General features: G+C 69.4%; 18 protein-coding genes. 4 read left to right on the top strand and 14 right to left on the bottom strand.

Going from position 1 to position 23,390, the window contains the following annotated elements; all coding sequences use genetic code 11:
* Positions 1 to 2: 2 nt before the first annotated feature.
* A complete protein-coding gene (locus SPF06_RS00085) occupies positions 3 to 545 on the bottom strand; it encodes a hypothetical protein (protein ID WP_323276879.1) in 543 nt (180 codons plus the stop codon).
* A gap of 167 nt (positions 546 to 712) precedes the next feature.
* Here SPF06_RS00085 and SPF06_RS00090 point away from each other — a divergent pair, with 167 nt between their 5' ends.
* Complete coding sequence (locus tag SPF06_RS00090) at positions 713 to 1,648, top strand: LysM peptidoglycan-binding domain-containing protein (RefSeq protein WP_323276880.1); 936 nt, start codon at positions 713 to 715, stop codon at positions 1,646 to 1,648.
* 73 nt (positions 1,649 to 1,721) lie between these two features.
* A complete protein-coding gene (locus tag SPF06_RS00095; protein WP_323276881.1) occupies positions 1,722 to 2,288 on the top strand; it encodes an Rv3235 family protein in 567 nt (188 codons plus the stop codon).
* Positions 2,289 to 2,406: 118 nt separating this feature from the next.
* Here the strand turns inward: SPF06_RS00095 and secA are convergent, their stop codons facing one another.
* From secA to mtrA, 7 genes are all read right to left on the bottom strand, one after another.
* Positions 2,407 to 5,127 (bottom strand): preprotein translocase subunit SecA, encoded by a 2,721-nt coding sequence (gene secA, locus SPF06_RS00100; protein WP_323276882.1) that lies wholly within the window; start codon positions 5,125 to 5,127, stop codon positions 2,407 to 2,409.
* A gap of 110 nt (positions 5,128 to 5,237) precedes the next feature.
* Positions 5,238 to 6,521, bottom strand: coding sequence for a winged helix-turn-helix domain-containing protein (locus tag SPF06_RS00105; RefSeq protein ID WP_323276883.1), 1,284 nt, complete (start codon positions 6,519 to 6,521; stop codon positions 5,238 to 5,240).
* A gap of 19 nt (positions 6,522 to 6,540) precedes the next feature.
* A complete protein-coding gene (gene hpf / locus SPF06_RS00110) occupies positions 6,541 to 7,269 on the bottom strand; it encodes a ribosome hibernation-promoting factor, HPF/YfiA family (RefSeq protein WP_323276884.1) in 729 nt (242 codons plus the stop codon).
* Between the two features lie 167 nt (positions 7,270 to 7,436).
* On the bottom strand, positions 7,437 to 8,321 hold the full coding sequence (locus SPF06_RS00115) for a ComF family protein (protein WP_323276885.1): 885 nt from the start codon (positions 8,319 to 8,321) through the stop codon (positions 7,437 to 7,439).
* 117 nt (positions 8,322 to 8,438) lie between these two features.
* Entirely contained in the window at positions 8,439 to 10,151 is a 1,713-nt protein-coding gene (locus tag SPF06_RS00120) for an LpqB family beta-propeller domain-containing protein (RefSeq protein ID WP_323277756.1), read from the bottom strand.
* A 65-nt stretch (positions 10,152 to 10,216) separates the two neighbouring features.
* A complete protein-coding gene (gene mtrB, locus SPF06_RS00125) occupies positions 10,217 to 12,094 on the bottom strand; it encodes an MtrAB system histidine kinase MtrB (protein WP_323276886.1) in 1,878 nt (625 codons plus the stop codon).
* Between the two features lie 9 nt (positions 12,095 to 12,103).
* Complete coding sequence (mtrA, locus tag SPF06_RS00130; RefSeq protein ID WP_323276888.1) at positions 12,104 to 12,778, bottom strand: MtrAB system response regulator MtrA; 675 nt, start codon at positions 12,776 to 12,778, stop codon at positions 12,104 to 12,106.
* Between the two features lie 164 nt (positions 12,779 to 12,942).
* On the opposite strand from mtrA, the gene SPF06_RS00135 reads away from it, so the two are divergent.
* On the top strand, positions 12,943 to 13,830 hold the full coding sequence (locus tag SPF06_RS00135; protein ID WP_323276889.1) for a cytochrome c oxidase assembly protein: 888 nt from the start codon (positions 12,943 to 12,945) through the stop codon (positions 13,828 to 13,830).
* A 607-nt stretch (positions 13,831 to 14,437) separates the two neighbouring features.
* Here SPF06_RS00135 and SPF06_RS00140 read toward each other — a convergent pair.
* From SPF06_RS00140 to SPF06_RS00150, 3 genes are all read right to left on the bottom strand, one after another.
* Complete coding sequence (locus SPF06_RS00140; RefSeq protein WP_323276890.1) at positions 14,438 to 17,131, bottom strand: AAA family ATPase; 2,694 nt, start codon at positions 17,129 to 17,131, stop codon at positions 14,438 to 14,440.
* Between the two features lie 147 nt (positions 17,132 to 17,278).
* Positions 17,279 to 18,295: a uroporphyrinogen decarboxylase/cobalamine-independent methonine synthase family protein gene (locus tag SPF06_RS00145; protein WP_323276891.1), complete on the bottom strand. Its 1,017-nt coding sequence runs from the start codon at positions 18,293 to 18,295 to the stop codon at positions 17,279 to 17,281.
* Between the two features lie 3 nt (positions 18,296 to 18,298).
* The gene (locus SPF06_RS00150; protein WP_323276892.1) at positions 18,299 to 18,730 is read right to left on the bottom strand and encodes a chorismate mutase; all 432 of its coding nucleotides are present in this window, start codon (positions 18,728 to 18,730) and stop codon (positions 18,299 to 18,301) included.
* A 104-nt stretch (positions 18,731 to 18,834) separates the two neighbouring features.
* On the opposite strand from SPF06_RS00150, the gene SPF06_RS00155 reads away from it, so the two are divergent.
* A complete protein-coding gene (locus SPF06_RS00155) occupies positions 18,835 to 19,518 on the top strand; it encodes an NADPH-dependent F420 reductase (RefSeq protein WP_323276893.1) in 684 nt (227 codons plus the stop codon).
* A 47-nt stretch (positions 19,519 to 19,565) separates the two neighbouring features.
* Here the strand turns inward: SPF06_RS00155 and SPF06_RS00160 are convergent, their stop codons facing one another.
* The 3 genes from SPF06_RS00160 to SPF06_RS00170 are packed head-to-tail and all read right to left on the bottom strand — an operon-like array spanning position 19,566 to position 23,379.
* Positions 19,566 to 21,269 carry an ABC transporter ATP-binding protein gene (locus SPF06_RS00160; RefSeq protein WP_323276894.1) on the bottom strand — a complete coding sequence of 568 codons (1,704 nt, stop codon included), beginning with the start codon at positions 21,267 to 21,269 and terminating at the stop codon, positions 19,566 to 19,568.
* The gene (locus tag SPF06_RS00165; protein ID WP_323276895.1) at positions 21,266 to 22,291 is read right to left on the bottom strand and encodes an ABC transporter permease; all 1,026 of its coding nucleotides are present in this window, start codon (positions 22,289 to 22,291) and stop codon (positions 21,266 to 21,268) included. Before SPF06_RS00165 ends, SPF06_RS00160 begins: the two co-directional genes overlap by 4 nt.
* A complete protein-coding gene (locus SPF06_RS00170) occupies positions 22,291 to 23,379 on the bottom strand; it encodes an ABC transporter permease (protein ID WP_323276896.1) in 1,089 nt (362 codons plus the stop codon). The genes SPF06_RS00165 and SPF06_RS00170 overlap by 1 nt, the downstream gene beginning before the upstream one ends.
* Positions 23,380 to 23,390 lie beyond the last annotated feature (11 nt).

A 23,390-nucleotide genomic window follows, 5' to 3' on the forward strand; every position in this document is an offset into this window, starting at 1 on the left:
ACCTACCGCTGCGAGGCCACGGCGACCAGCGCCCCCAGCGGCACGAGGGTGGTCGATCTCGTGACCCCTTCTCCGCTCGACGCAAGCTCTAGATAGTCGCGTCCCACGCCGTCAATCATGCCCGTGGCCACACGCGGCTCGCCGTTCCTCGTATCGAGATGACACGCCACGGACGAACGATCGCGGGCAAGGGCCCGCAGCGCGGACGTGATCCCCATCTGACGGCGAACGCCGATCGGCTCCTGGAGGGCCCGCCTCGCAAGCCCCGCGACGGAGACAACTGCAGCCAGCGGAATGAGCACCGCGCGAGGCCCCGACTCGATTGAACACCACGTCTCCGCGACGGTGACGACCCGGCCGCTGAACCTCGAGTTTCCCCGCAGTTCGAAGTCGAGCGAGGCGCTCCCCTGCCCGCGAAGGCGATCAGCGAGTGTCGCGGCGGACTGTTCGGTCCGCGCCAATTCGCCGACGTGGGCCTCGAACTGGGCTCGCACTGCTTCCGCCGCCTGAGCCTCGAAATCGTCGAAGAGCGCCTCCCACCGCATGACGACACCTTAGGCGCACACTTCTCGTCGCGGCTAATCGCACGGGAAAGCACCACGATTGGACAAACCGTGCCTAAGATGTTCAAACTGTCTAAACATCATCAAACTGCATCAAATGACATGATCGAGCACTGAAGGCCTTCGGGCTGGACGTCTGGGGGAGATTCATGAACAGCAGATCGCAGCAAGCTGTGGTCGACGCCATCACAGCAGTCACGATTCTCGGAGTTGGCGCCATCCTCGTCGCGGCGGGTCGCGTGCTCATCGACCGCTCGTCGCCCGGCAGTTGGGGAGACCCCGCATCGGTCGTCGCATCCGACCGCAGCTCCAGTCTCGACGTCGTCCTAGGCCTCATGGCCTGCGCTGCGGGCCTCGCCGTCGTCGCGTGGTGGCTCCTTGCCATGACCCTCGCCATCGCCGCTGCACTCCTTACCGCGGCGGGCCACGGCCGCTCCGCGAGATGGGCAGGTGCGGTGTCCCCGGCCTTCATGCGCCGCCTCACACTGGCGGTGCTCGGCATGAGTCTCGTGACAGGGACCGCCGCGCAGGCCGCGCCAGACTCCTTGGACCCGGCGTGGGCGCCGATGACGCCGGCGACGGCGACCTCTGCCGCCTCGGTGCCAGGCGCGCAGACGACGCAGGTTCCCCCACCCACTCCTTACTCTGCACCGGAAGCACCCCCGCCCTCGGACAACGTGCCGCGGGCCGAAAGCCCCGCGCCTCGCGAGCCGCCCGCCGAAGCCGTGGCAAGCGAGGATGCACCCGCCCCGGCTACGGGCGCGGCGGTGACATCTTCCGAATATCACCCACGTTCCGCCGAGGATCCGATCGAGCCTGCGTGGACGCCGACGTCGCCCGAGCCGTCGAACAGCCCCCTCCTTCGGACGGAGACGAGGCCCGTGGCGACCGGCGGCACTGGGGCCGTCGAGGTGCGGCCAGGAGACTCATTGTGGACGATCGTCGGCCGACAACTCGGACCCGGCGCAACCGAGCTCGACGTCGCCGAGGCATGGCCGCGCTGGTTCGACGCAAACCGGGAGGTCATCGGCAACGACCCCGACGTGATCCGCCCCGGCCAGCTCCTCACCCCGCCGACCCGGTAGGCGCCCCTGTGACGGATACCGAGCAATCGCCACTACGACCCCGCCCCACGCGGGCCGCCGAAAGGACATCCGCATGACTTCCCTGCACCCGATCCCGGACCACCGAAACCGACGAACGCCTGCGCCGGTCGACGGGCACGGCGACGACACCGTCGTCCGCCTTCGCACGCATCGCCGCGGCACGATGGCCGAGCCTGAAGGTGGGATCCGCAGCGAAGGGACGTCCGCTCTCGCCGCTCCGTTCGCCATGCCCGCCCCACGCCACCTCCATGCCGTCGGATCAGCCGACGAGCAGCGGTGGGTCGCGCGGCTCGCGGCCCGCATCACGGGGGCCGCGATCGAGGTCCTCGCGGGAGTTCGTCCGGTCCATCAGCTCGCGCACGTCGCCCACCGGGACATTCTTGCCGCGCTTCAGCTTCGTGCGAACCTCAGCCGTGCAGACGCCCCCGGGGCCTCGCCGGAGCTTGCCCTTGTCCACCGTGGCGCGGCGATCCTCTCGTCACAGGCGAGCATGGTGCGGCCAGGCGTGTACGAAGCGAGTGCTGTCGTCTCGGACCGCCTGCGCTGCCGCGCCGTCGCGATGCGGCTCGAACAGATCCGCGGCGCGGGCTGGCGGGTGACGGCGCTCGAGATCGGCTGACGGGTCTGCGTCCGCCTGACTGACGTCGGTCCGTCCGACGCCGGCCTGGCTGACGTCCCTCCGTCCGCCGGCGGCTTGGCCGACGCTGGCCTGGCCGACGCGGCCCCACAGTGTGCGGTCAGCGGCGGCGGCCCTTCGCGCGCCGCGGCGCCTGCTGCTGGCCGGACGTGCGGCTCGCGGGGGCCCTGCGATCCCCCCGGTTCGAGGACCCGTTCTGCGAAGCCTTCCCGGGCCGGCTCTGCTCGACGTGGGTTTCGGTCGTGCCGTCCTCGGCGGGGGCCGAGTATTCAAGCCGCGCGGGGCGCTCGGGCGCCTCAATCCCTTGCGGCTCCTCGCCCGCCGCCACAACCGGCTGAACCTCGAGGTTGTAGAGGAAGCCGACAGACTCCTCGCGGATGCCCTCCATCATGGTCTGGAACATCGCGTAGCCTTCGCGTTGATACTCGACGAGCGGATCGCGCTGGGCCATAGCCCGGAGGCCGATGCCTTCCTTGAGGTAATCCATCTCGTACAGGTGTTCCTGCCACTTCCGCCCGATGACGGAAAGCACGACGCGACGCTCGAGATCGCGCATCGTCTCGGAGCCGATCATCTCCTCGCGCCGCTCGTAGACGAGCTTCGCGTCGGAGAGCACCTCTTCCTTGAGCATGTCGACGGTCACGCGAGACTTGGCGCCGGCCTCTTCGATGACGTCCTGAGGCGTGATGGTCGCGGGATACACGGTGCGGAGGTTGTTCCAGAGCCCGTGGAAGTCCCAATCGTCGCCGTTCCCCTCCGCCGTCGCGGACTCGATCATCGCGACGAGGGTGTCCTCGATAAAGAACTGGACCTTCTCGTGGAGATCGTCGCCCTCGAGGATCCGGCGGCGATCGCCGTAGATGGCCTCGCGCTGGCGGTTGAGGACGTCATCGTACTTGAGGACGTTCTTGCGCTGCTCGGCGTTGCGGCCCTCGACCTGCCCCTGGGCGGACTGGATGGCGCGCGAGACGAGCTTGGACTCGAGCGGGGTGTCGTCGGGAAGGCTGCTCGCCATGAGCCGCTCGGCGCCACCGGTGCCGAAGAGCCGCATGAGGTCGTCGGTGAGGGAGAGGTAGAAGCGCGACTCCCCCGGGTCACCCTGGCGCCCCGAGCGGCCACGCAGCTGGTTGTCGATGCGGCGCGACTCGTGCCGCTCTGTGCCGAGCACATACAGGCCACCGAGTTCGAGCACCTCCTCGTGCTCATCCTTGACGGCGCGTTGCGCGGCCTCGAGGGCGGCGGGCCACTCTGCCTCGTAGGCCTCGGAATCCGCCTCCGGGTCGAGCCCGCGGGACGCAAGCTCGGCGACGGCCATGAACTCCGCATTGCCTCCGAGCATGATGTCGGTTCCGCGGCCCGCCATATTGGTCGCGACCGTGACGGCGGCCTTGCGGCCCGCCTGCGCGACGATCGCTGCCTCGCGCGCGTGGTTCTTCGCGTTGAGCACCTCGTGGCGGACGCCCGCCTTCGCGAGGGCCTGCGAAAGATATTCGCTCTTCTCGACACTCGTCGTGCCGACGAGGACCGGCTGCCCCTTTGCGTGGCGCCGCGAGATGTCCTTCACGACCGCATCGAACTTGGAGACCTCGTTCTTGTACACGAGATCGGGCTGATCCGTACGGGCCATGGGCTTGTTCGTCGGAATCGGCACGACGCCGAGCTTGTACGTGCTCATGAATTCGGCCGCTTCGGTCTCGGCGGTGCCGGTCATGCCCGAGAGCTTCTCGTAGAGGCGGAAGTAGTTCTGGAGCGTGATCGTGGCGAGCGTCTGGTTCTCGGCCTTGATCTCGACGCCTTCCTTGGCCTCGATCGCCTGGTGCATGCCCTCGTTGTAGCGGCGGCCCGGAAGGATGCGGCCCGTGTGCTCGTCGACGATGAGCACCTCGCCGTCGAGCACGACGTAGTCCTTGTCCCGCTTGAACAGTTCCTTGGCCTTGATGGCGTTGTTCAGGAAGCCGATGAGCGGGGTGTTCGCGGACTCGTACAGATTGTGGATACCGAGGTAGTCCTCGACCTTCTCGATGCCGGGCTCGAGCACGCCGACGGTGCGCTTCTTCTCGTCGACCTCGTAGTCGCCCTCGCCGAGACGCAGGGAGATCTTCGCGAATTCGGAGTACCAGCGGTTCGCGTCGCCCTGCGCGGGGCCGGAGATGATGAGCGGCGTGCGGGCCTCGTCGATGAGGATCGAGTCGACCTCGTCGACGATCGCAAAGTGGTGGCCGCGCTGGACGAGCTCGTCCTTGTCCCAGGCCATGTTGTCGCGCAGGTAGTCGAAGCCGAACTCGTTGTTCGTGCCGTAGGTGATCTCCGCGTCGTACTGCTTCTTGCGCTCGGCCGGATCCATGCTCGCGAGAATGCAGCCGCTCGAGACCCCGAGGAAGCGGTAGACGCGGCCCATGAGCTCGGACTGGTATTCGGCGAGGTAGTCGTTGACGGTGACGACGTGGACGCCCTTGCCCGTGAGTGCGTTGAGGTAGGCGGGGGCCGTCGCGACGAGCGTCTTGCCCTCGCCGGTCTTCATCTCGGCGATGTTGCCGAGGTGCAGCGCCGCGCCACCCATGAGCTGGACGTCGAAGTGGCGCATGCCGAGCGTCCGGCGCGAGGCTTCGCGGACGGCGGCGAATGCTTCGGGCAGGAGGTCGTCTAGCTTCTCGCCGTCGTCGTAGCGGGCCTTGAGCCGATCGGTCTCCTCGCGGACCTCGGCGTCGGTGAATCCCTCGAACTCTTCCTCGAGCGCATTGATCGCATCGGCGTAGACGCGCAGCTGCTTCAGGACCCGGCGGTCGCCCGACCGGAGGAGTTTCTCGAGAAGGTTTGCCACGTGGCTTTCGCTCCCTCGTCAATGGCCTGTGCGGCCTGCATGGGTTCCTGCCGCGACCTGCGTGCGCAGCGGGCGGGTTTCAGTCTACGGGAGACACGCACGGCAGCGAATCAGGGTTCCCGGGACTGCCGCTCGCCGAGGGAATGGGCGACGGCGGCCGAGAGGCTTCCGTTCTCGGCGATCCGAACGTCGTCGAGACCGAGCCAGTCCGCGAGGAGCCGCAGCTCGGCGGCAAGCTCGACGGCGGTTTCGGCGGGCGCATCCGGTTCCCCGTGCACGGCTTGGACGAGGAGCGCTCGGCCGGGCCTGTCCGCCTTGAGGTCAACCCGGGCCGCCATCGTCTCGCCGAACAGGAACGGCAGGACGTAGTAGCCGAAGCGACGGCGGTGCGACGGGGTATAGATCTCGATGCGGTAGTGGAAATCGAAGAGTTCCTCAAGCCTGCGCCGCTCGAAGACGAGCGAGTCGAACGGACTGAGGAGCGCGCGCCCCTTCGCCGAGCGCGGAACGGCCGCCGCCGGATCCTTGTAGAGACGGGTGCCCCATCCGTGCACCGATACGGGCTCCGCCTCACCCGTGCGGACGAGTTCGGCGAGCGCCCGTTCCGTCGCCCTGACGGGCAGCCGGAAATAGTCGGCGATGCACCGCGACGTCCCGATGCCGTGCGCGGCGAGGGCGGCGCGGGAGAGGACGAGTGCGGCCTCGTCGCGGTCCGCCTCGAGCCCGACCCCGAGAGTGGCGCCCGGGCCGATCCCGATCGGGGCTCCCGGGGCAATCCCGGCACCCCGACAGCCGGGGGGCAGGACCGCCTCCGTGAGGGCGTAGCGCCGCTCGAACGACGGCGTGCGGCCCGCCGAGCTCACGATCCCCTGCGCGAACAGGTCGCTCACGACGCGCTTGACGGCGTTCCAATTCCACCCCCAGTTGTCGTTCCGGCGTTCCTCGATGTGCCCGAGGCGCTCCGTGAGCTGGGCCGACGTGAGGGGCCGGCTCGTCGCGAGGATGTCGAGGATGCGCGCCGCGAGGTCCTCGCGGATCGCGGTCTCGAGGCTCCCCGCGCCGACCCACGTGCGGTTCTGCCACAGGCGCAGGGCCTCGAAGTGCTCGGGCTTGATGAAGCTCGCCTCATGTGCCCAGTACTCGACCATGCGCCGCGGGCTGCGGGACGCCAGGCGGTCCAGAAGAGAGCGGTCGTACGGCCCGAGGCGGGAGAAGAAGGGCAGGTAGTGGCTCCGGACAAGGACGTTGACGGAGTCGATCTGCACGAGCTGGAGCCGGTCGAACGTGCGGCCCACGGCTCTCGCTGTCGCATGAGCCGTGGGCCGCTCGCCGATGAGTCCCTGTGCGGAGAGGGCGATGCGCCGTGCCTGGGAAAGGCTCAAGGCACCGCCCATGTGTTCTCCTTTCCGGCCGTCAGACGACGACCGCGCCCTCGTCATCCGAGCGGTACGCGAGGATGCGATCCTCGACGGCGCTCGCGCCGGGCTCGCACGCCTGGTCGAGGCTGATGACACCGTACGTCCATCCGCGACGACGGTACACGACGGATGGGGTGTTGGTCTCGGCGTCGATGAACAGGTAGAAGTCGTGGCCGATGAGCTCCATGTTGTCCACGGCGTCATCGAGCGTAAGAGTTGCCGCGGGGAAGACTTTGCGGCGGATCAGAACGGGCGAATCGCCGGCGGGGATGTCGTTGTCAATGTCGTACGGAGACGGCGTCGAGTCGGACGAGTTGGCAGGGACATCCATCGCGTGCTCGGCATAGATCGGCGTGTTGCCGCTCACGACGGGAAGCGAGGCCGTCGCCGTGTTCACGGCCACGGGAGTGTGCTTGCCGTGATGCACCTTGCGGCGGTCCTTGGCCCGCCTGAGCCGTTCAAGCAGTTTCCCGTACGCAAGATCGAAGGCAGCGAACTTGTCCGGGGCGGTCGCCTCAGCGCGAATCACCGGGCCCCGTCCCGTGACGGTCAGCTCGACAGTGAGCTGGTCGCCTCCCGACCTCGAACTGGTCTGCTTGGAGCACTTGGCATCCACCCGCTGAACCTTGTCCGCGAGGTGCTCGATCTTCTCGAGCTTCTCAGTGGCGTACTCGCGGAATCGGTCCGACACAGTCAGGTTGCGCCCGCTGATCTTGAACTCCATGGTGCCCTCCAGAGTTTGCTTCGGTCAGCCCGATGACGGCTCTGAGGGCCACTGATTGACAGTCGAGCCCCTTTCCGAGCCGCTATCGAGAGGTTCCCCTCAACCTGGAACCCATTACTGACGTTAGTAGATCGTCATCGATTGCACACCCCCTCTTGGCTTGTAATTCACTTCGTGTCCGCCATATGCGTAGTTGGGCGTGTCGTCTCCGCGGGACGGGGCACGTATGCGATGACGGCCGCTCCGAGGACGACGGCGCCCGCGGCCTCGAGCGCGCGGGCCGCCTCCCGGATGGTCACGCCGGTCGTGAGCACGTCGTCGACGATCACGACCCTCCGGCCGGCGAGCGACGGCCGCGTACGGGACATCCGGCGGCCTCCCGGATCCCGCGCGATGAAGGCGCCCGCGACGCGTCCGCGCCGCTGCCCGCGGCCGAGGCCCTTCTGCCCTCCTCGGGCCCCGAACGGGTTGTCCACGAAGGCCCTGGCGGCTCGCAGCACTCCGCGTCGCCGTCTTGCGAGCGCGCGGGCGCACACCGTCCCTGGAGGAAGGCGCCCGTCGCGTCCCAGGCAGGACAGGAGCGCCCCGAGGGGATCGAATCCCCGGCGGAGGTAGGCACCCGTGCTCGTGGGGACCGGGACGAGCCAAACGCTCTGTCCTGCCTCTCGGGGGCCGACGGCGGAACGCAGCGAGCGGGCGAGCGCGGACGCGAGCTCGCTCTCGAGGCGGGCCGTTCCATGGCGTTTGTACGCGAGAAGGACCTGTGCGAGCTCGCCTCGGTACGGGCCGGACGCGACAGCGGCGGTGAGAACCCCGCCGTCGTACTCGACGAGCGCCGGCGCATGCTGCTCGACCCGGCGCGGCCGGGCCGTGGCGGACCGCACCCTGCGCGCGCAGTCAACGCACAGCGGGACGTCCGGAACACCGCACCCTGCGCACTCGACCGGAACGACGAGCGAGAGCAGGGCGCCGCTTCCGGCGCGCGCGGCGCTCACGACCCCGCGCAGCGGCCCAGCTGGCCTCGCTGCGTGCCGCGCTGGCGATTCCCCCATGGACCCAGCCTGACAGGCCGCACCGCGCATGCCGTCGAATGGAGGCGGGCTGTAGACGACACCCCGACACGATTCCTGGGGAGGACGAATGCCTCGCAGCGCCCGAGGACTTCCGGCTCAGCCCGCGAACGCGAGCTGCAAGGCCCCCTTGCCCTGTTCCGTCCACGACGTGCGGACGAGGAGGAAGATCCCGTCGTGCGTCACGGCATAGATCGACTGGTCCCCGTTGCCCGCGGACATCGACTGGATCCCGTTGAGCGAGGAGAGCTGGCGCGGATCGCCGCCCTGGAGGCTCACAAGCTCGGGCGCGACCGGATCGGCCGCCGACGTGCCGGAGACGACAATGGTCGCCTCGTCGACCCACAAGGCGAGCTCGGGGTTCTTGGCGGTCATGGGAAGCGCGAGCGGATCGGTCAGAGCCCGCGGGGAGCCGTCCTGCGCTCGGACGATGCCCGCGACGTTGAGCTGCGACTGGCCGTTCGCCTCGGACAGGACGAGGACCCGCGCGCCGTCGCGCGCGACCCGCAGCGATTTGACGACGCGGCCCACGAGCCATGGTGCCGAGACGGTCGCGTGCGGGACGTCCGAGCCTGCCTGGGTCCCGACGGGCTTGAACGCGACGACCTCGGTCGCCCCGTTAGCCCCAGGCCCGGCCGTCCACACCCATTCGCTCGGGCTCACGGACGGCGGGCTCAGGTGCTGCCGCGAATCGAGCAGCCGCGCGGGTTGGCCCGGGAGCAGGGAGTAAAGCGCCTTGCCGTCCGCGCCGAGGAAGGCGTACACGTGCTGGGACGCGGCCGCCGCGGGATACTCCGGCCCGTACGTCCCCGCGGAGCCGAGTCCGTCGATCTTCGAGGTCTGCTTCGAGCCGTACTGGACGATCCCGCCGTCGGCGATTCCGACCTGCCACGAGGGGATCTTGGGATCCACGATTGGATCCGGGGACTTGCCGCTCGCGGGATCCTCGATCGCGACCTCGGTCTGGTTCGTCCTCAGCGCCACCCCGCCCACCGACGGGATGGCGGACAGCGTGCGCACGAGCTGGCTGCGCATGCGCTGCCGGTCCGTGAACGACGTGTCGCGCAGCTCGGCGGTCAGGTCCACCTGGGCGAGGTTCCCGACGATCGGCACGGATTCGCGCTCGAGCTTGATGCCCGCCGGGAACCCCGTCGCGACCGCCGTCTTGAGGTACGGAGCGGGCCCTGCGATGAGGGCGCTCACAAGGGACTTCGCGACACCCGAGTTGTCGATGAACCACCTCACGTCCGGGACGAGCACCGAGTAGTCCGGATCGAAGAAGTAGATCGAGAACGGGCGGTAGAGGACTTTGAAGGTCTCCTCGGGGATGACCGTCCCGTCCGGGAGCTTCGAGAGCCGCCACTGGCCGTCGACCTGGGCCACCTCGACCTCGACGGACTGCTTCGTGCCCGGGGGGAACTGGGTCATGATCCCGTCCTGGTCCACGGAATACGAGACGTCGAGCTCGAACCGGTATGTGTTGGGCCGATCGCCCGGCACCACTGACGCGCTCCCACGGTACACGAGGGTCCGCTGGCTCGGCTTCCACGAGACCGCGGTGGCAGGTGCGAGGAACTGCCGGGCCACCGTGAAGTCGTTCTGGTACCCGGAGCCCGCGTTGAAGAAGCCCTCGATGTTCGCCTGCGGCCCCGCGCCGGCCTGGGGCCCAGGCGGGATGTACTGCGGCGCGTTGCCGATGACGGATCCGCCGTCCTTGCTCGTGCCGACCGAGCTCGCCGTGGGGATCTGAGCGCAGCCGGCCATCGCGACAAGCCCGACGATCACGGCGAACACCGCGAGCATGGCGGACATAGGAGTCACGGCGGCGGGCCGTCGTCGCCCCTCGCCCCGCCGTCGCGGCCTTCGAACTCGGACGGTCACGCGCCGTCGTCCTTCGTGCCGCGGCCCGGACCCGAGGCGAGGACCGCCGACGTGCCCACGACGATGCCCCGCGTGCTCCCCCCCGGCAGCGGGAGGGCGGCGCGGGCGGGCTCGAGCGCGACGGGCGACTCCGCGATGGTCCCGCCAGAGTGGAGCGGGAGGGTGAGCCGGAAGCACGACCCCTCGCCCGGGCGGCCCCAGGCCTGGAGCCAGCCGCTGTGGAGCTTGACGTCCTCGGTCGCGATCGAGAGCCCGAGGCCGGAGCCGCCTGTCTTGCGGGCCCTCGCCGGATCGGCGCGCCAGAAGCGGTCGAAGACCCGCGCGGCCTCGGACGGCGACATGCCGATCCCGTGGTCGCGCACGGCGACGCCCACGGCGTCGGCATTCGCCGCGACGAACACTTCGACTGGCTTACCCTCGCCGTGCTCGAGCGCGTTGAGCAGGAGGTTCCGCAGCACTCGCTCGATGCGCCGCGCGTCCATATCGACGACGATGCCGGCCGTGCGCGTGTAGAGGTGCACTTCGGAGCCGCACGCGAGCGCGATCGGCTCCGCGGTGTCGACGACATTGCGGACGACGGCGACGATGTCCTGCGGTTCGACGTCGAGGCGTGCGACGCCCGCGTCGAAGCGGGAAATCTCAAGCAGGTCGTTGAGCAGCGCCTGGAAGCGCTCGACCTGGTTGTACAGGAGTTCGGCCGACCGCTTGTTCACGGGGTCGAACTGCTCGCGGGCGTCGTACAGGACCTCGGCAGCCATGCGGACCGTCGTGAGCGGGGTGCGGAGCTCGTGCGAGACGTCGGACACGAAGCGCTGCTGCATCTGCGAGAGCGCGGCGAGCTGGGTGATCTGCTCCTGGAGGCTCGCCGCCATGTGGTTGAACGACTTCGCGAGCCGCGCGACCTCGTCCTCACCCTCGACGGCCATGCGCTCCTCGAGTTGGCCCGCCGCGAGCTTCTCCGACACGGAGGCCGCATGGCTCACGGGGCTCACGACGCTTCGCGTCACGATCCACACGATCGCGCCGATGAGCAGGATGAGGAAGATGCCGCCGAACCACAGGACGCTCTGCATCTCGTCGAGCGTGTCCTGGGCCGACTTGATGTCGTACAGGAGGTAGAGCTCGTACACGGTGCCGCCGAAGCTGACCTTGTTGCCGACGGCGATGGCCGGGTGGACCGTGTTGTCCACCGTGAGCGGGATCGACTCCCAGAACTGCTGGGGCTGCTGCGAGCCCTCGACCGCCTGGCGGAGGGACTGCGGGATGTCGTTCTCGGTCCGCAGGTACGAGGCCCGGCTGTCGACCCACCGGTTGCGGGGCTGATCCTGATTCGGCACAGCGAGGAACACATACTGGCGCGGGGTTCCCGAATCGCGGGCCTCGAGGGTCGCGAGCGTGTCGTTGACAAGCTTGAGCACGCCCTGCTGATCGGTGACCTGCGCGCCGTCGAACGTCTCCTGAACCTGGCTCACGCTCTGGCGGGTCTGAAGCTCGGCCTGGGTGAGCCGCTCCTGGAACAGGCTGTTCGCGATCTGGTTGGAGAGGTAGACGCCGACGCCGAGAATCGACACGCACGAGAGCACGAGCGTGATGAGCACCGTGCGGAACTGGAGCGAGCGCCGCCACCGGCGCGCGAAGGCCCGGCGGACGCGCCCGGGAACGCGCACGAGCCCCGCGAGCGTCCGCAGGCCAAGGCGGCGGAGCCTTGCAAACGCGATCCAGAGCCGCCGCACGACGATGTGCCGCGGCCTCCAGGCGAACGTCCGGCGTACCCGGCGTGCCAGCCGGGCGGCAGCGATCCGGCGACGGCGCGCGCGGAGATACGCGGGCCCCACGCCCTCGCGCGCGGTGCGCACGCCCTCCTCATGGTCCATCGATGTGGTCTAGCTCCCGGCCTTGTACCCGACGCCGCGGACGGTCAGGACGATCTCCGGGGCCTCCGGGTCGCGCTCGATCTTCGAGCGGAGGCGCTGAACGTGGACGTTGACGAGGCGCGTGTCCGCAGCATGCCGGTAGCCCCACACCTGCTCGAGGAGGAGCTCGCGCGTGAAGACCTGCCACGGCTTCCGGGCGAGTGCGACAAGCAGGTCGAACTCGAGGGGCGTGAGCGCGATGGGAATATCCCCGCGCTTCACGGTGTGCCCCGCGACATCGATCGAGACGTCGCCGATCCGCAGGGTCTCGGGGGTCTTGGCCTCGCCCGGGCGGAGGCGGGCGCGCACGCGCGCCACGAGCTCGGCCGGCTTGAACGGCTTGGGCACGTAGTCGTCGGCGCCCGATTCGAGGCCCCGCACGACGTCCGAGGTGTCCGACTTCGCGGTGAGCATGACGATCGGGACATCGGACTCGGAGCGGATCCGTCGGCACACCTCGATGCCATCGAGACCGGGCAGCATGAGGTCGAGGAGAACGAGGTCCGGCTTCTGCGAGCGGTACACGTCGAGGGCCTCCGCCCCGTCCGCGCAGAACACGGGATCGAAGCCGTCATTGCGCAGGACGATGCCGATCATCTCGGCGAGGGCCTCGTCGTCGTCCACTACCAGGATGCGTGCCTTCATGCCTTCCACTCTCCCCCACGTCCGCCCGCCGCGTGCTGACGGCACGCCAGTCAATGCGTTGATCCATTCTATTCGCCGCCTGCGCGCGGAGGCTGATCGCCCGGCAGGCCAGCGGACCTCACGGGATTCAGCCGCCGCCCAGCCTCATCGCCTAAAATCCGCTCGTGCCACCCATCGCCACCCTCCTGACCGCCGTCGTCGTCGACCCCGCCGCGCTCGCGCTGGTTCTCGGGGCCGGGGTTGCCTACGGCTGGGGGCTTCGGGCGGCACGGCGCAACGGCGAGGCGTGGCCCCTCTGGCGGACGCTGTGCTTCTACGCCCTCGGCATCCTTCCCTATCTCGTCCTCGCATGCGGCTTCACGGGCGCGTACGGCAGCCAGCTCCGCTGGGCGTTCACGCTCAAGATCGCGCTCATGTTCTTCGTCGTCCCGCTGCTCGCGGGGCTCGGGCGGCCGTTGGGCCTCGCGCGAGCCGCTCTCGGCGAGGGCGGACGACGACGCCTCGACGCCGTCATGGGCAGCCGCCCGATGCGCGTGCTCGGCAATGCATTCGTGGCCCCTGTGATCGGCCTCGTCCTGTTCGCGACATTCCTCACGCCGCTTCTGGACGTGTACCGCTCGAACCCCATCGCGAGCGGCGCCCTGAGCATCCTCGTGCCACTGGTCGGGCTCATCCTCGCCCTGCCCATCGTCGAGTCGGACGACTTCCATCGGTCGTCGACCTTCATCCTGCTCGAGTTCGTCTACGTGTTCATCGAGCTCCTCGCCGACGCCGTCCCCGGCATCGCGCTCCGGCTCAACGCGACGGTCCTCGACGGGGTGACGTCTTGGGCCCCGGGCTCGCCCGCGTGGTTCCCGACGCCGCTGCGGGATCAGCAGCTCGCCGGGGACATCCTGTGGTTCATTGCGGAGATCGTGGACCTTCCGCTCATCATCCTCATGTTCGTCCGGTTCAGCCGCAACGACCGGCACGAGGCGCGCAGCTACGACGAGCTGAGCGACGAGGAGATGGAAGCGCTCGCCGAGGCGCATCTGCGGCAGCGGGGCGACTGAGCGCTCAGTCAGTGTGCTCTCAGTTCCAGGGGACCGCCGCGCATTCCGGTTAGAAGCGCGACCGATACGGGAAGCGGACAGTGACCAGGGGAAGTTGGACGCCGGCTCCATCCGGGCCCCCAAGGGACAGTGACTGCCGGCGCGGGAGCAGGGGCCGGGGAAGGCCACGTGGTCGATTGCTCGCTCGCGAACGAGAGGGCACCCGCGACCGCCGCCAGCGCAAGGAGAGCGGCAGCAACGAGAGTCGCCACGCTGTGCACCGGCAGACGATGCCTCGACGATGACGCGCTCATCGGCAGATGCCTCGCGGGCGGCCGGACGAGGGCGAGGTGCAGGTGGCCCATCGTTGTTTCCTCGGATTGCGGGGCTGGATCACGAGTCGGCTCACGGTCCGGCTGTCGGAGTACGGGGACCTGCGCATGGGGCACCGCTACTTGCCCCGGACCCGGACAGGTCCCCGGCCTCCTTTGCGCCGAGGGGATCCGACCTCGGAAGTTGCGTTCTCTCGAACGGCTGCGCTTTCGCGGACCGTTGCGTCAGGCCGCTGATCCAAGGATAAGAACCCGGGGTCCGTCGGCGCCCCGGTCAAATGCCCGGGATCCGCCCATCACGCCCGGTTGCCGAGCCTGGCGGCCAGTTCGGTTCGGGAACGAACACCGAGCTTGGCGTAGACGTTGCCCAGGTGGTAGCCGACCGTCTTGACGCTCAGCACGAGTTCTTGGGCCGCTTCCCGGTTAGTCCTGCCCGCGCTCACGAGGCGCGCAACGGCCAGCTCTTGGGGAGTGAGCTCCGGCACCATGGCACCAGGACCGCTGCCACGAGAATGGCCACACGCGGCCAGCTCGGCGTCGCATCGCTGCACGAAGGGGTCGGCGCCCAAGGACGCAAACATCGCTCTGGCCATACCCAATTGCTCGACGGCTCCGCGCCGCTCACCACGGCGCCGGAGGAACCTTCCATAGGATGCCCGCGCCGTAGCGGCCTCGAGCGCATCGACGGATCCATCGCCGAGCCGGATCGATTCTTCGAATAGCGCCCTCGCGGTCGCGGTGTCGCGACGGGCGGCGGCCAGTTCGCCCCGCACTCGGGCCAGTCCGGCGAGCCTCGACCGCCTGCCGCGCAATCTCGCAACTGCCTCGTACCGCTCCGCGATGACAGCAGCCTCCTCGAAACGGCCCAGCTGCACGAGCGCGGAGACGAAATGGATCGGCCAGCTGTAGAAGCCCGGCTCATGCGTGCCGCCCGGCCCGTCGGTGAGCAGCCATTGGGCGCGACCGACCACGGCACGAGGGTCAGCCCGGCAAGCGGCAAGGTGCACGGCTGCGTTGTCGGCGTAGCAGCGGCTCGGCGCATCCCCGTTTGCCTCCGCGGCGGCGACGGCCAATTCAAGGTGCCTTTCAGCCTCATCCCAACGCCCACGGGCGGCAGGCACCAGTGTCGCCATGGCGTGTGCCTGGGCGAGAAGGTAGATCTGGCCCGTGTCCTCCACGAGCGACACCGCGTGCTCGGAGGTCACCCACGCCGCATCCCAGTCCCCGAGGCGGAAGTTGGTTTCGGCAAGGTAGCTGAGGGCGGCTACGTGGAAGATATCCTGCCCCCTCCCCCGGCCGAACCCCTCCACCCAATCGACGCTCCTCAAGTCCGCAAGAGCGCCGGCGATGTCGTCAGTCCAGAGCCGCAGGAAGCCGCGCACGTCGATCTCAGGGCGATGGGAGGGGACATCGGAGACCTCCGCGAGAATCCTGAGGCCGTCGTCGGCTCGTCCGGCGAGGGCACGGCCGAACGCGTAGATCGCCCGAGTCGGAGACGCAGCTTCTGGGGGCAATAGCCCCGAGAGGAGGGCTCGCTCGGCCCACATTGCAGCTCCGTCTCCGTCGTTTCGCAGAAGGCAGAGGAGCGCGAGAATGCCTGCCGCGCTGTCGCGCGCGCCAGGGTCGTGCTGGCGCGCAAGCCTCCAGGCCTCCCCAGCCTGCTCGGCGGCGGCCCCGAGGTCGCCCAGCAGCAGGCAGATCCTGGCGCTCAGCTGCAAGGCATGCGGGTCCTCGCGCCGACTAGCGAGCTGGCGCAGGTGCATCTGGGCGGAGGGCACGTCACCGTCTGCGAGGAGCAGTTCGATCCCGTCCACCCACAGCCGATCGCGAGCCGGCCCAGGCTGGCTCAGCCGCGCCGCGGCGAACAGCGCCTCCGCGGCCGCTTCCCAGGCGCCGATCTCGCGATCGGCCCCGGCCTGTTCCCGAAGAGCGGCCACAAGCCCCGGATCGGGTTCCGACGCGGCAGCGACCCGATGCCGCAGCGCTTCGCGTCCGCTCTTCATCGAGGCGGCTCGGACATGGAGAGCGGCTCGGGTCGCGAGCCCCAGATCGTCGTAGACCGCAGCCCGAAGAAGCGGATGCGCGAAGCCGATGCGGCGTCCGTCAGGGTGGTCTTCGGCCACGACCAGCGCGAGCCTCTGGAGCTCCTCGATCGCGGGCAGCGGATCAACGACCCCACCGATGCGGGCGATCTCAAAGGGCGTGGCTCCCGGACCGAGCACCGCGCATGCCGCAGCCAGCCGCTGGGCTTCCGCAGATGTCTCACGGAGACCTGCGAGGACTGTGAGCGCCAGCGACCGGGGCGCGGGGAGCGGAACGTCGAGAGCCTCGATCTGGTCAGACCCCACCTCGGCGAGCAACGCACGCAGATAGAGGGCATGCCCACCGGTGTGCTCGCGCAGACGGGCCGCCGCGGGAACCGAAATTCTCCCGAAGCCCGTTGCCTCCGCGAGCTCAGATATTTCCGCCACCGTCAAACCGCGCAGGGTCAATCGCGTGCCCTGATCCTGGGCGAGGCGCAACAGACCGGCTGGAAGGTGCTCCACTCCCGACTCGCGGGTGGCCAGCACCGTCATCACCTGGTCGTTGCGCAGCCGGCGCAGCGCGAACGTCAACGCTGCCAAGGACGATCGATCGACGAGGTGGGCATCATCGACGACGAGCAGCACAGGCCCCGCCCTCTGCGCCTCGCCCAGCTCTTGGAGCAACGCGGCCCCCTGGGCGAACGGGTCCTGATTGCCCTCAGTCCTCGGTGTGCCCGCCTCGGGCCGTGGAAGCCGCGCTCGCAGTTGATTCAAGAGCCCGTAGGAGAGCACCGTCTCTGCCTCATCCCCGGTCGCCCACGCCAGCTGAACGCCCCGCTGGGCTGCCGCGAACTCCTGAAGGAGAGCCGTCTTCCCAGTCCCTCCCTCCCCCTCGAGCAGGACGAATCGCGGAGTGCCTGCCATCGCGTCACGCAGGCAGCCCGACATCGCGCTGAGCTCGCGCACTCTGCCTACAAACGCGGTCCGCACCACAACACCCGGCCACCACCATGAGTCGACTGCACGTTCCACCGCACAGTTTGGAGTGGGGGCAACGGTCCGCACAAGGCTCGCGCGGATCGGCATCCCGAGGCCGGGGCCAAAGGCGCCTGCTCAGCCGAACGCGAGCTGATTGACAGCGTCGGCGAGCTTGACGAGACGGGCGAGCGCCGCCGTCGCCCGTTCCGGGGTGAGGTCGACGAGGCTCCCCGCCGGGGTGATGCGAACAGCGCCGAGGGACGCGGCCGGGAGGCCCAGCTGGCGCCACGGCCGCAGGAGGCGCTCGGCGACGTCGCCCGTCCGCTCGCCCTGCGAGGCCTCAAGCGGAAGGAGGCCGAGCCACACGCGCGCGCCGGCTTCGACAGCTCCCGCGACCGTCTCCCACTGGGGGACGCTGAGCGTGCCGAGCGGGAGGGACACGCCGTCTGCCCCCGCCTCGAGGATCGCCTCGATGGGCGCCTCCCACGCGTCCGTATGGACGATCACGTGCTCGGCGCCGCCGCCCCGCAGGGCGCCCACGAGCTCGGACCACGCCGCGCGTGCTTCGCTCCCGGGGAGTGAGCGGATCGTGCGGTAGCCGCTCGCGGTAGGGATGAGGCCCGCGAGGACGCGCGCGGCGTCGGGCTCCGCGAGCTGGACGGTGAGCCTCGCCCCGGGAGCCGCAGCGCGGACACGCGCGAGAAGCCCGGCGACCCCCGCCGCATACGACTGCGCGATATCCCTGCGGGCGCCGGCGTCCACGAGGACGCGCTCGCCTTGGTGAAGATAGAGGCCCGCCATGAGGCTCAAGGGGCCCAGCACGCGAATCTGGAGTCCCTCGGCGGGCGCCTCCTCGGCCCCGACGGCGTCGGCCAGGACATTGAGGTCGGTCGAGAGCGCCGAGGCCGCGCGGAGCGCGTCGCGCCCGGGCCGCTCGACCACGCGCCAGCCGTGGGGCTGGACATCCGCGTGCAAATCGACGAGGAGGGTCGCGGCGCGGCCCACCGGATCCGAGCCGACCCCGCGCCCGGGAAGCTCGGGGAGGAAGGGCAGGTGGGGCGAGCCGAGCTCGCCGCGGATCGCCTTCTCCGCCTCGACCGGATCCGTGCCCGGCCAGTCGCCGAGGGCGGTCGCCGTGACCTGATCCGCCACGCCCTACGCCTGGTTCGCGCCGGGAGCCTCGCGAGGCTCTCCCTGACGGGCCTGATGGTCCTCGGAGATCGCCTGGTGGTGGCGGATGACCTCGCTGATGATGAAATTCAGGAACTTCTCCGCGAACGCCGGGTCGAGGTGCGCCTCCTCGGCGAGACGCCGGAGCCGCGCGATCTGCGCGGCCTCGCGCGCCGGGTCGGCTGGCGGCAGCTGGTGCTTGGCCTTGAGCCAGCCCACGCGCTGCGTGACCTTGAAGCGCTCGGCGAGGAGATAGACGAGCGTCGCGTCGAAGTTGTCGATGCTCGAGCGGATCGAGAGGAGCTCCTCCATGACGGCGGGGTCCACGCTGCCCTGGAGGGAGCTCGCGGTGGGATCGTACCCGCCCTCCCCTTCGAGGGCGGCGGAATCGGCGTCAGGGCGGTGCTGCTCGGTCATGGTGCCAGTCTATGGGCCGCCCAGCCGTTGACTCGCCCGCCCGGTCGCGATAGGCGTTGACCTCAAGACGCACATCCACGTGGAGAGCGACGACAGGAGCAGACATGGAGATCGGAATCCTCGGAAGCGGGCTTGTCGGGCGGACGCTCGGGGCCAAGTTCCTCGAGCTGGGGCACCGGGTCACGATCGGCTCGCGCGACGCGGCCAAACCCGAAGCCATCGAATGGGCCGATGCGCACGGAGCCGCTGCGACCGACTTCGCCGAAACCGCCGAATCGGCCGAACTCCTCGTCAACGCAACGGCAGGCATCGCGTCGCTCGACGTGCTCCTCTCGATCGGCGCCGAGGCGCTCGGCGGAAAGGTGCTCATCGACGTCGCCAACCGCCTCGACTTCTCGGCCGGCTTCCCGCCGTTCGTCACGATCTCACACCACATGAGCCTCGCCGAGGAGCTTCAGCACGCGTTTCCCTCGCTCCACGTCGTGAAGGCGCTCAACACGATGAATGCCCCGGTCATGGTCGCGCCCGAGCGGGTCGGCGAAGGTGTCCATGACGTCTTCATGGCGGGGGACGACGACGAGGCGAAGTCCCAGGTAGCAGACATTCTCGCGTCCTTCGGCTGGCATCGGGACCGGATTCGCGACCTCGGCGGGATCGCCGCCGCGCGCGGGGTCGAGCTGTACCTCCCGCTGTGGCTCGAGCTCATGCGGAACCTCGGGACGGCGAAGTTCAACATCCGCATCGTGGGCGCCGACGAGGCAGAGACGGCAGACGACGACGGCGCGTGAGGCGCCGTCGTCGTCTGTCGGAAGGTCTGCAGTCCGATGGGGCGGTCTCAGCCGCCCAGGAGCGCGCGGTGCGCCTTCCTCCGCTCTGCCTGCTCGACCGGATCCGGCACCGGCAGCGAGGCGATGAGCCGCTTCGTGTACTCGTCGTGCGGATCGCTCATGACCCGGCTCCCAATCCCCTGCTCGACGAGCCGCCCCTTGTAGAGGACACCGACCCAGTGGCTCAGCTGGTCGACGACCGCGAGGTCGTGGCTGATGAACAGGGCGGCGAAGCCGAGTTCGGCCTGGATCTCGCGGAACAGCTCGAGTACCTTCGCCTGGACCGAGACGTCGAGCGCCGAGGTCGGCTCGTCCGCGATGAGCAGGCGGGGCTCGAGGGCGAGGGCCCGCGCGAGCGACGCGCGCTGGCGCTGGCCGCCCGAGAGCTCGTGCGGATAGCGCGACGCGTACGACGCCGGGAGCTGCACCGATTCGAGCAGCTCGCCGACGCGGCGGCGCAGCTGGGCGGGCTCGAGCTCGAGATGCACGACGAGCGGCTCGGCGACGCACTCCCCGACCGTGAGCTGCGGGTTGAACGACGCGGCCGGGTCCTGGAACACGAAGCCGATATCCTTGCGGAGCGGCCGGAAGGACCGCTCGCGGAACCCGACCATCTCGTGCCCGAGGACTCTGAGGCTGCCGCCCGTGGCCCGGTTGAGGCCCGCGATCGCCCGGCCGATGGTCGTCTTGCCCGATCCGGATTCGCCGACTAGCCCGAAGACCTCGCCCGCGGAGACCGTGAACGAGACGCCGTCGACCGCCCGGAAGGCCGGGGAGCCGAGGCGCCCCGGGTACACGATCTCGAGCCCCTTGGCGGCCACGAGCACTTCGCCGCCCTGATGGAGCCGCTCCGTGGCTCCCTCCGACGCCGAGTCGTGGCCCAGATGCGGCACGGCGGCGAGCAGCCTGCGCGTGTAGTCGTCGCGCGGCTCCGCGAAGAGCGTCCGGACCGGGGCCTCCTCGACGACCTCGCCCTGGTACATGACGACGACGCGGTCCGCGAGGTCCGCGACGACGCCCATGTTGTGGGTGATGAGGACGATCGACGTTCCGTAGAGATCCCGCAGATCGCGCAGGAGCTCGAGGATCTCGGCCTGGACCGTGACGTCAAGCGCGGTCGTGGGCTCGTCGGCGACGATGAGCTCGGGGTCGAGCGCGAGTGCGGCGGCGATGACGACGCGCTGCTTCTGCCCGCCCGAGAACTGATGCGGGTAGTGGTCCACGCGCTTCTCCGGATCGGGGATGCCGACCTTGCGCAGCGCCTCGACGGCCCGCTCGCGGGCCTCCTTGCGGGATACGCGTCTACCTTGCCTGTCGTGGTGGGCCCGGATGCCCTCCATGATCTGCCACCCCACCGTGAAGACGGGGTTGAGCGCCGTCGAGGGCTCCTGGAACACCATCGCGACGTCCCGCCCGCGCAGCTCGCGGAGCTTCGCGGGAGTGAGCGAGACGACGTTGTGTCCGTTGATGACGACGGCGCCCGAGCTCGTCGCCGTCTCCGGGAGGAGGCCCAGGATCGTCTTGGCCGTCACCGTCTTGCCCGAACCGGATTCGCCGACGACGGCGACGACCTCGCCCGCGCGGACATCGAGGCTCACGCCCCGGACCGCACGGACCTCGCCCGCGTCGGTCGCGAACGAGACCTCGAGATCGTCGATGTCGAGAACTGTTTCTGCCGGCGCCGCGGGGCGCACGTCAAGCTGCTCGCTCATGCCTGGCCTCCTTCGCTGCCTGCCGTGCCCGCGGAAGGCGCGGGCGTACCGCCTCGGCGCCCCGCCGCCGTCGTCCGTTTCCGCCCGCGCGCCCGCAGCTTCGCGTCGGAGAGATCGTTCATGCTCTCCCCGACGAGCGTGAGCCCCAGCACGGTGAGCACGATCGCGAGGCCCGGGAACACGCCGGTCCACCAGATGCCCGCGCTCACGTCGGCCACGGCCTTGTTGAGGTCGAAGCCCCATTCCGCCGCACTCGTCGGCTCGATGCCGAATCCGAGGAAGCCGAGGCCCGCGAGCGTGAGGATCGCCTCCGACGCGTTGAGCGTGAAGATGAGCGGGATGCTGCGCGTCGCGTTGCGGAAGATGTGCCGCGCCATGATGCGCCAGCTCGAGGCGCCGATGACCTTCGCCGACTCGACGAACGGCTCCGCCTTGAGGCGAATCGCCTCGGCGCGCACCACGCGGAAGTACTGCGGGATGAACACGACCGTGATCGAGATCGCGGCTGCGAAGATGCCGCCCCACAGGCTCGACTGTCCATGGCTGATGACAATCGACATGACGATCGCGACGAGCAGCGACGGAAACGCGTACACCGCGTCCGCGATCACGACGAGGATCCGGTCGAGCCACCCGCCGATATAGCCGGACGCGAGGCCGAGGGCCACGCCCGCGAAGATGGAGAGGGTCACGGCGACGACGATGACCAGCACCGCCGTCTGCGCGCCCCACACGACGCGAGAGAAGACGTCGAAGCCGCCCACGGTCGTGCCCCAGAGGTGCTTCGCACTCGGCGGGTCCTGCGTCGGGAAGCCACCCCCGGCGTCCGCGATCTGGGAATACCCGAACGGCGCGATGAGGGGCGCGAAGACCGCGAGGACGAGGAAGACCGCGGCGAGCGCAAGGCCCACGACGAGCATCACTCGCTGGACGCCGACGCTCATGCGGACGTGGGTCAGGACGGGCACGCGCGTCCACAGCGGCTCGCGCCGCTCGAGCTGGGGAACTGCCTGAGTCGCCATCAGTACCTCACCCTCGGGTCGATGAGCGCGGCCACGACGTCCACGATGAAGTTGGTCACGGCCACGATCACGGCGAGCAGCACGACGATGCCCTGCACGGCCACGAAATCGCGCGCCGTGAGGTATTGGGCGAGCTGGAAGCCGAGCCCCTTCCATTCGAACGTCGTCTCGGTGAGAACCGCACCTCCGAGAAGGAGCGCGATCTGAAGGCCCATCACCGTGATGATCGGGATGAGGGCGGGCTTGTACGCGTGCCGCGTGACGAGCCGGAACTCGCTCACGCCGCGCGAGCGCCCCGCCTCGATGTAGTCCCTCCCCAGGGTCCCGATGAGGTTGGTCCGCACGAGCCGCAGGAACACGCCCGCCGTGAGGAGGCCGAGGGCGAGCGCCGGAAGGACGGCATGCCGCTCGACGTCCCAGAATGCGGAGAGGTTCCCGCTCCGGAGCGCGTCGAGCCAGTAGATGCCGGTCGGGGCGGCAAGGCTGCCGAGCGAGAGCTCGGTGGACGTCGAGGCCCGGCCGTCGACGGGGAGCAAGCCGAGCCACACCGAGAAGATGAGCTTGAGCAGGAGTCCGGCGAAGAAGACGGGCGTCGCGTAGCTCAGGATCGCGAAGACCCGCAGCCCCGCGTCGGTGCCCTTGTCGCGGCGGTGCGCGGCGATCATGCCGAGCGGGATGCCCACGAGGAACGCGACGATGAGGGCGTTGATGGCGAGCTCGAGGGTCGCGGTCCCGAAAGTCGTCAGCATCTCGGTCACGGCGCGGTTGTCCGAGATGGTCCGGCCGAAGTTTCCCGTGAAGACCTGGCCGAGGTACTCGGCGTACTGGACGAGGATGGGGCGGTCGTATCCCGCGTCGTGGATCCTCTGCGCGAGCTGGTCCGCGGGGAGGCGGCCGCCGAGCGCGGCGGTGATCGGATCGCCCGTGATCCGCATGAGGAAGAAGACCATCGTCACGAGGATGAGGACGGTCGGGAAGATGAGCAGGAAGCGGATGACGAGATAGGTGGCGAGGCCACCTCCCTTTCGCTTGGCGGCCGGCGTCGGCAGACCCGCGGCCTCGGGAGGCGTCTCGGTGAGTGCAGTCATGATGGTTTTTC

Source organism: Sinomonas terricola (assembly GCF_034931225.1).
Lineage (GTDB): Bacteria > Actinomycetota > Actinomycetes > Actinomycetales > Micrococcaceae > Sinomonas > Sinomonas terricola.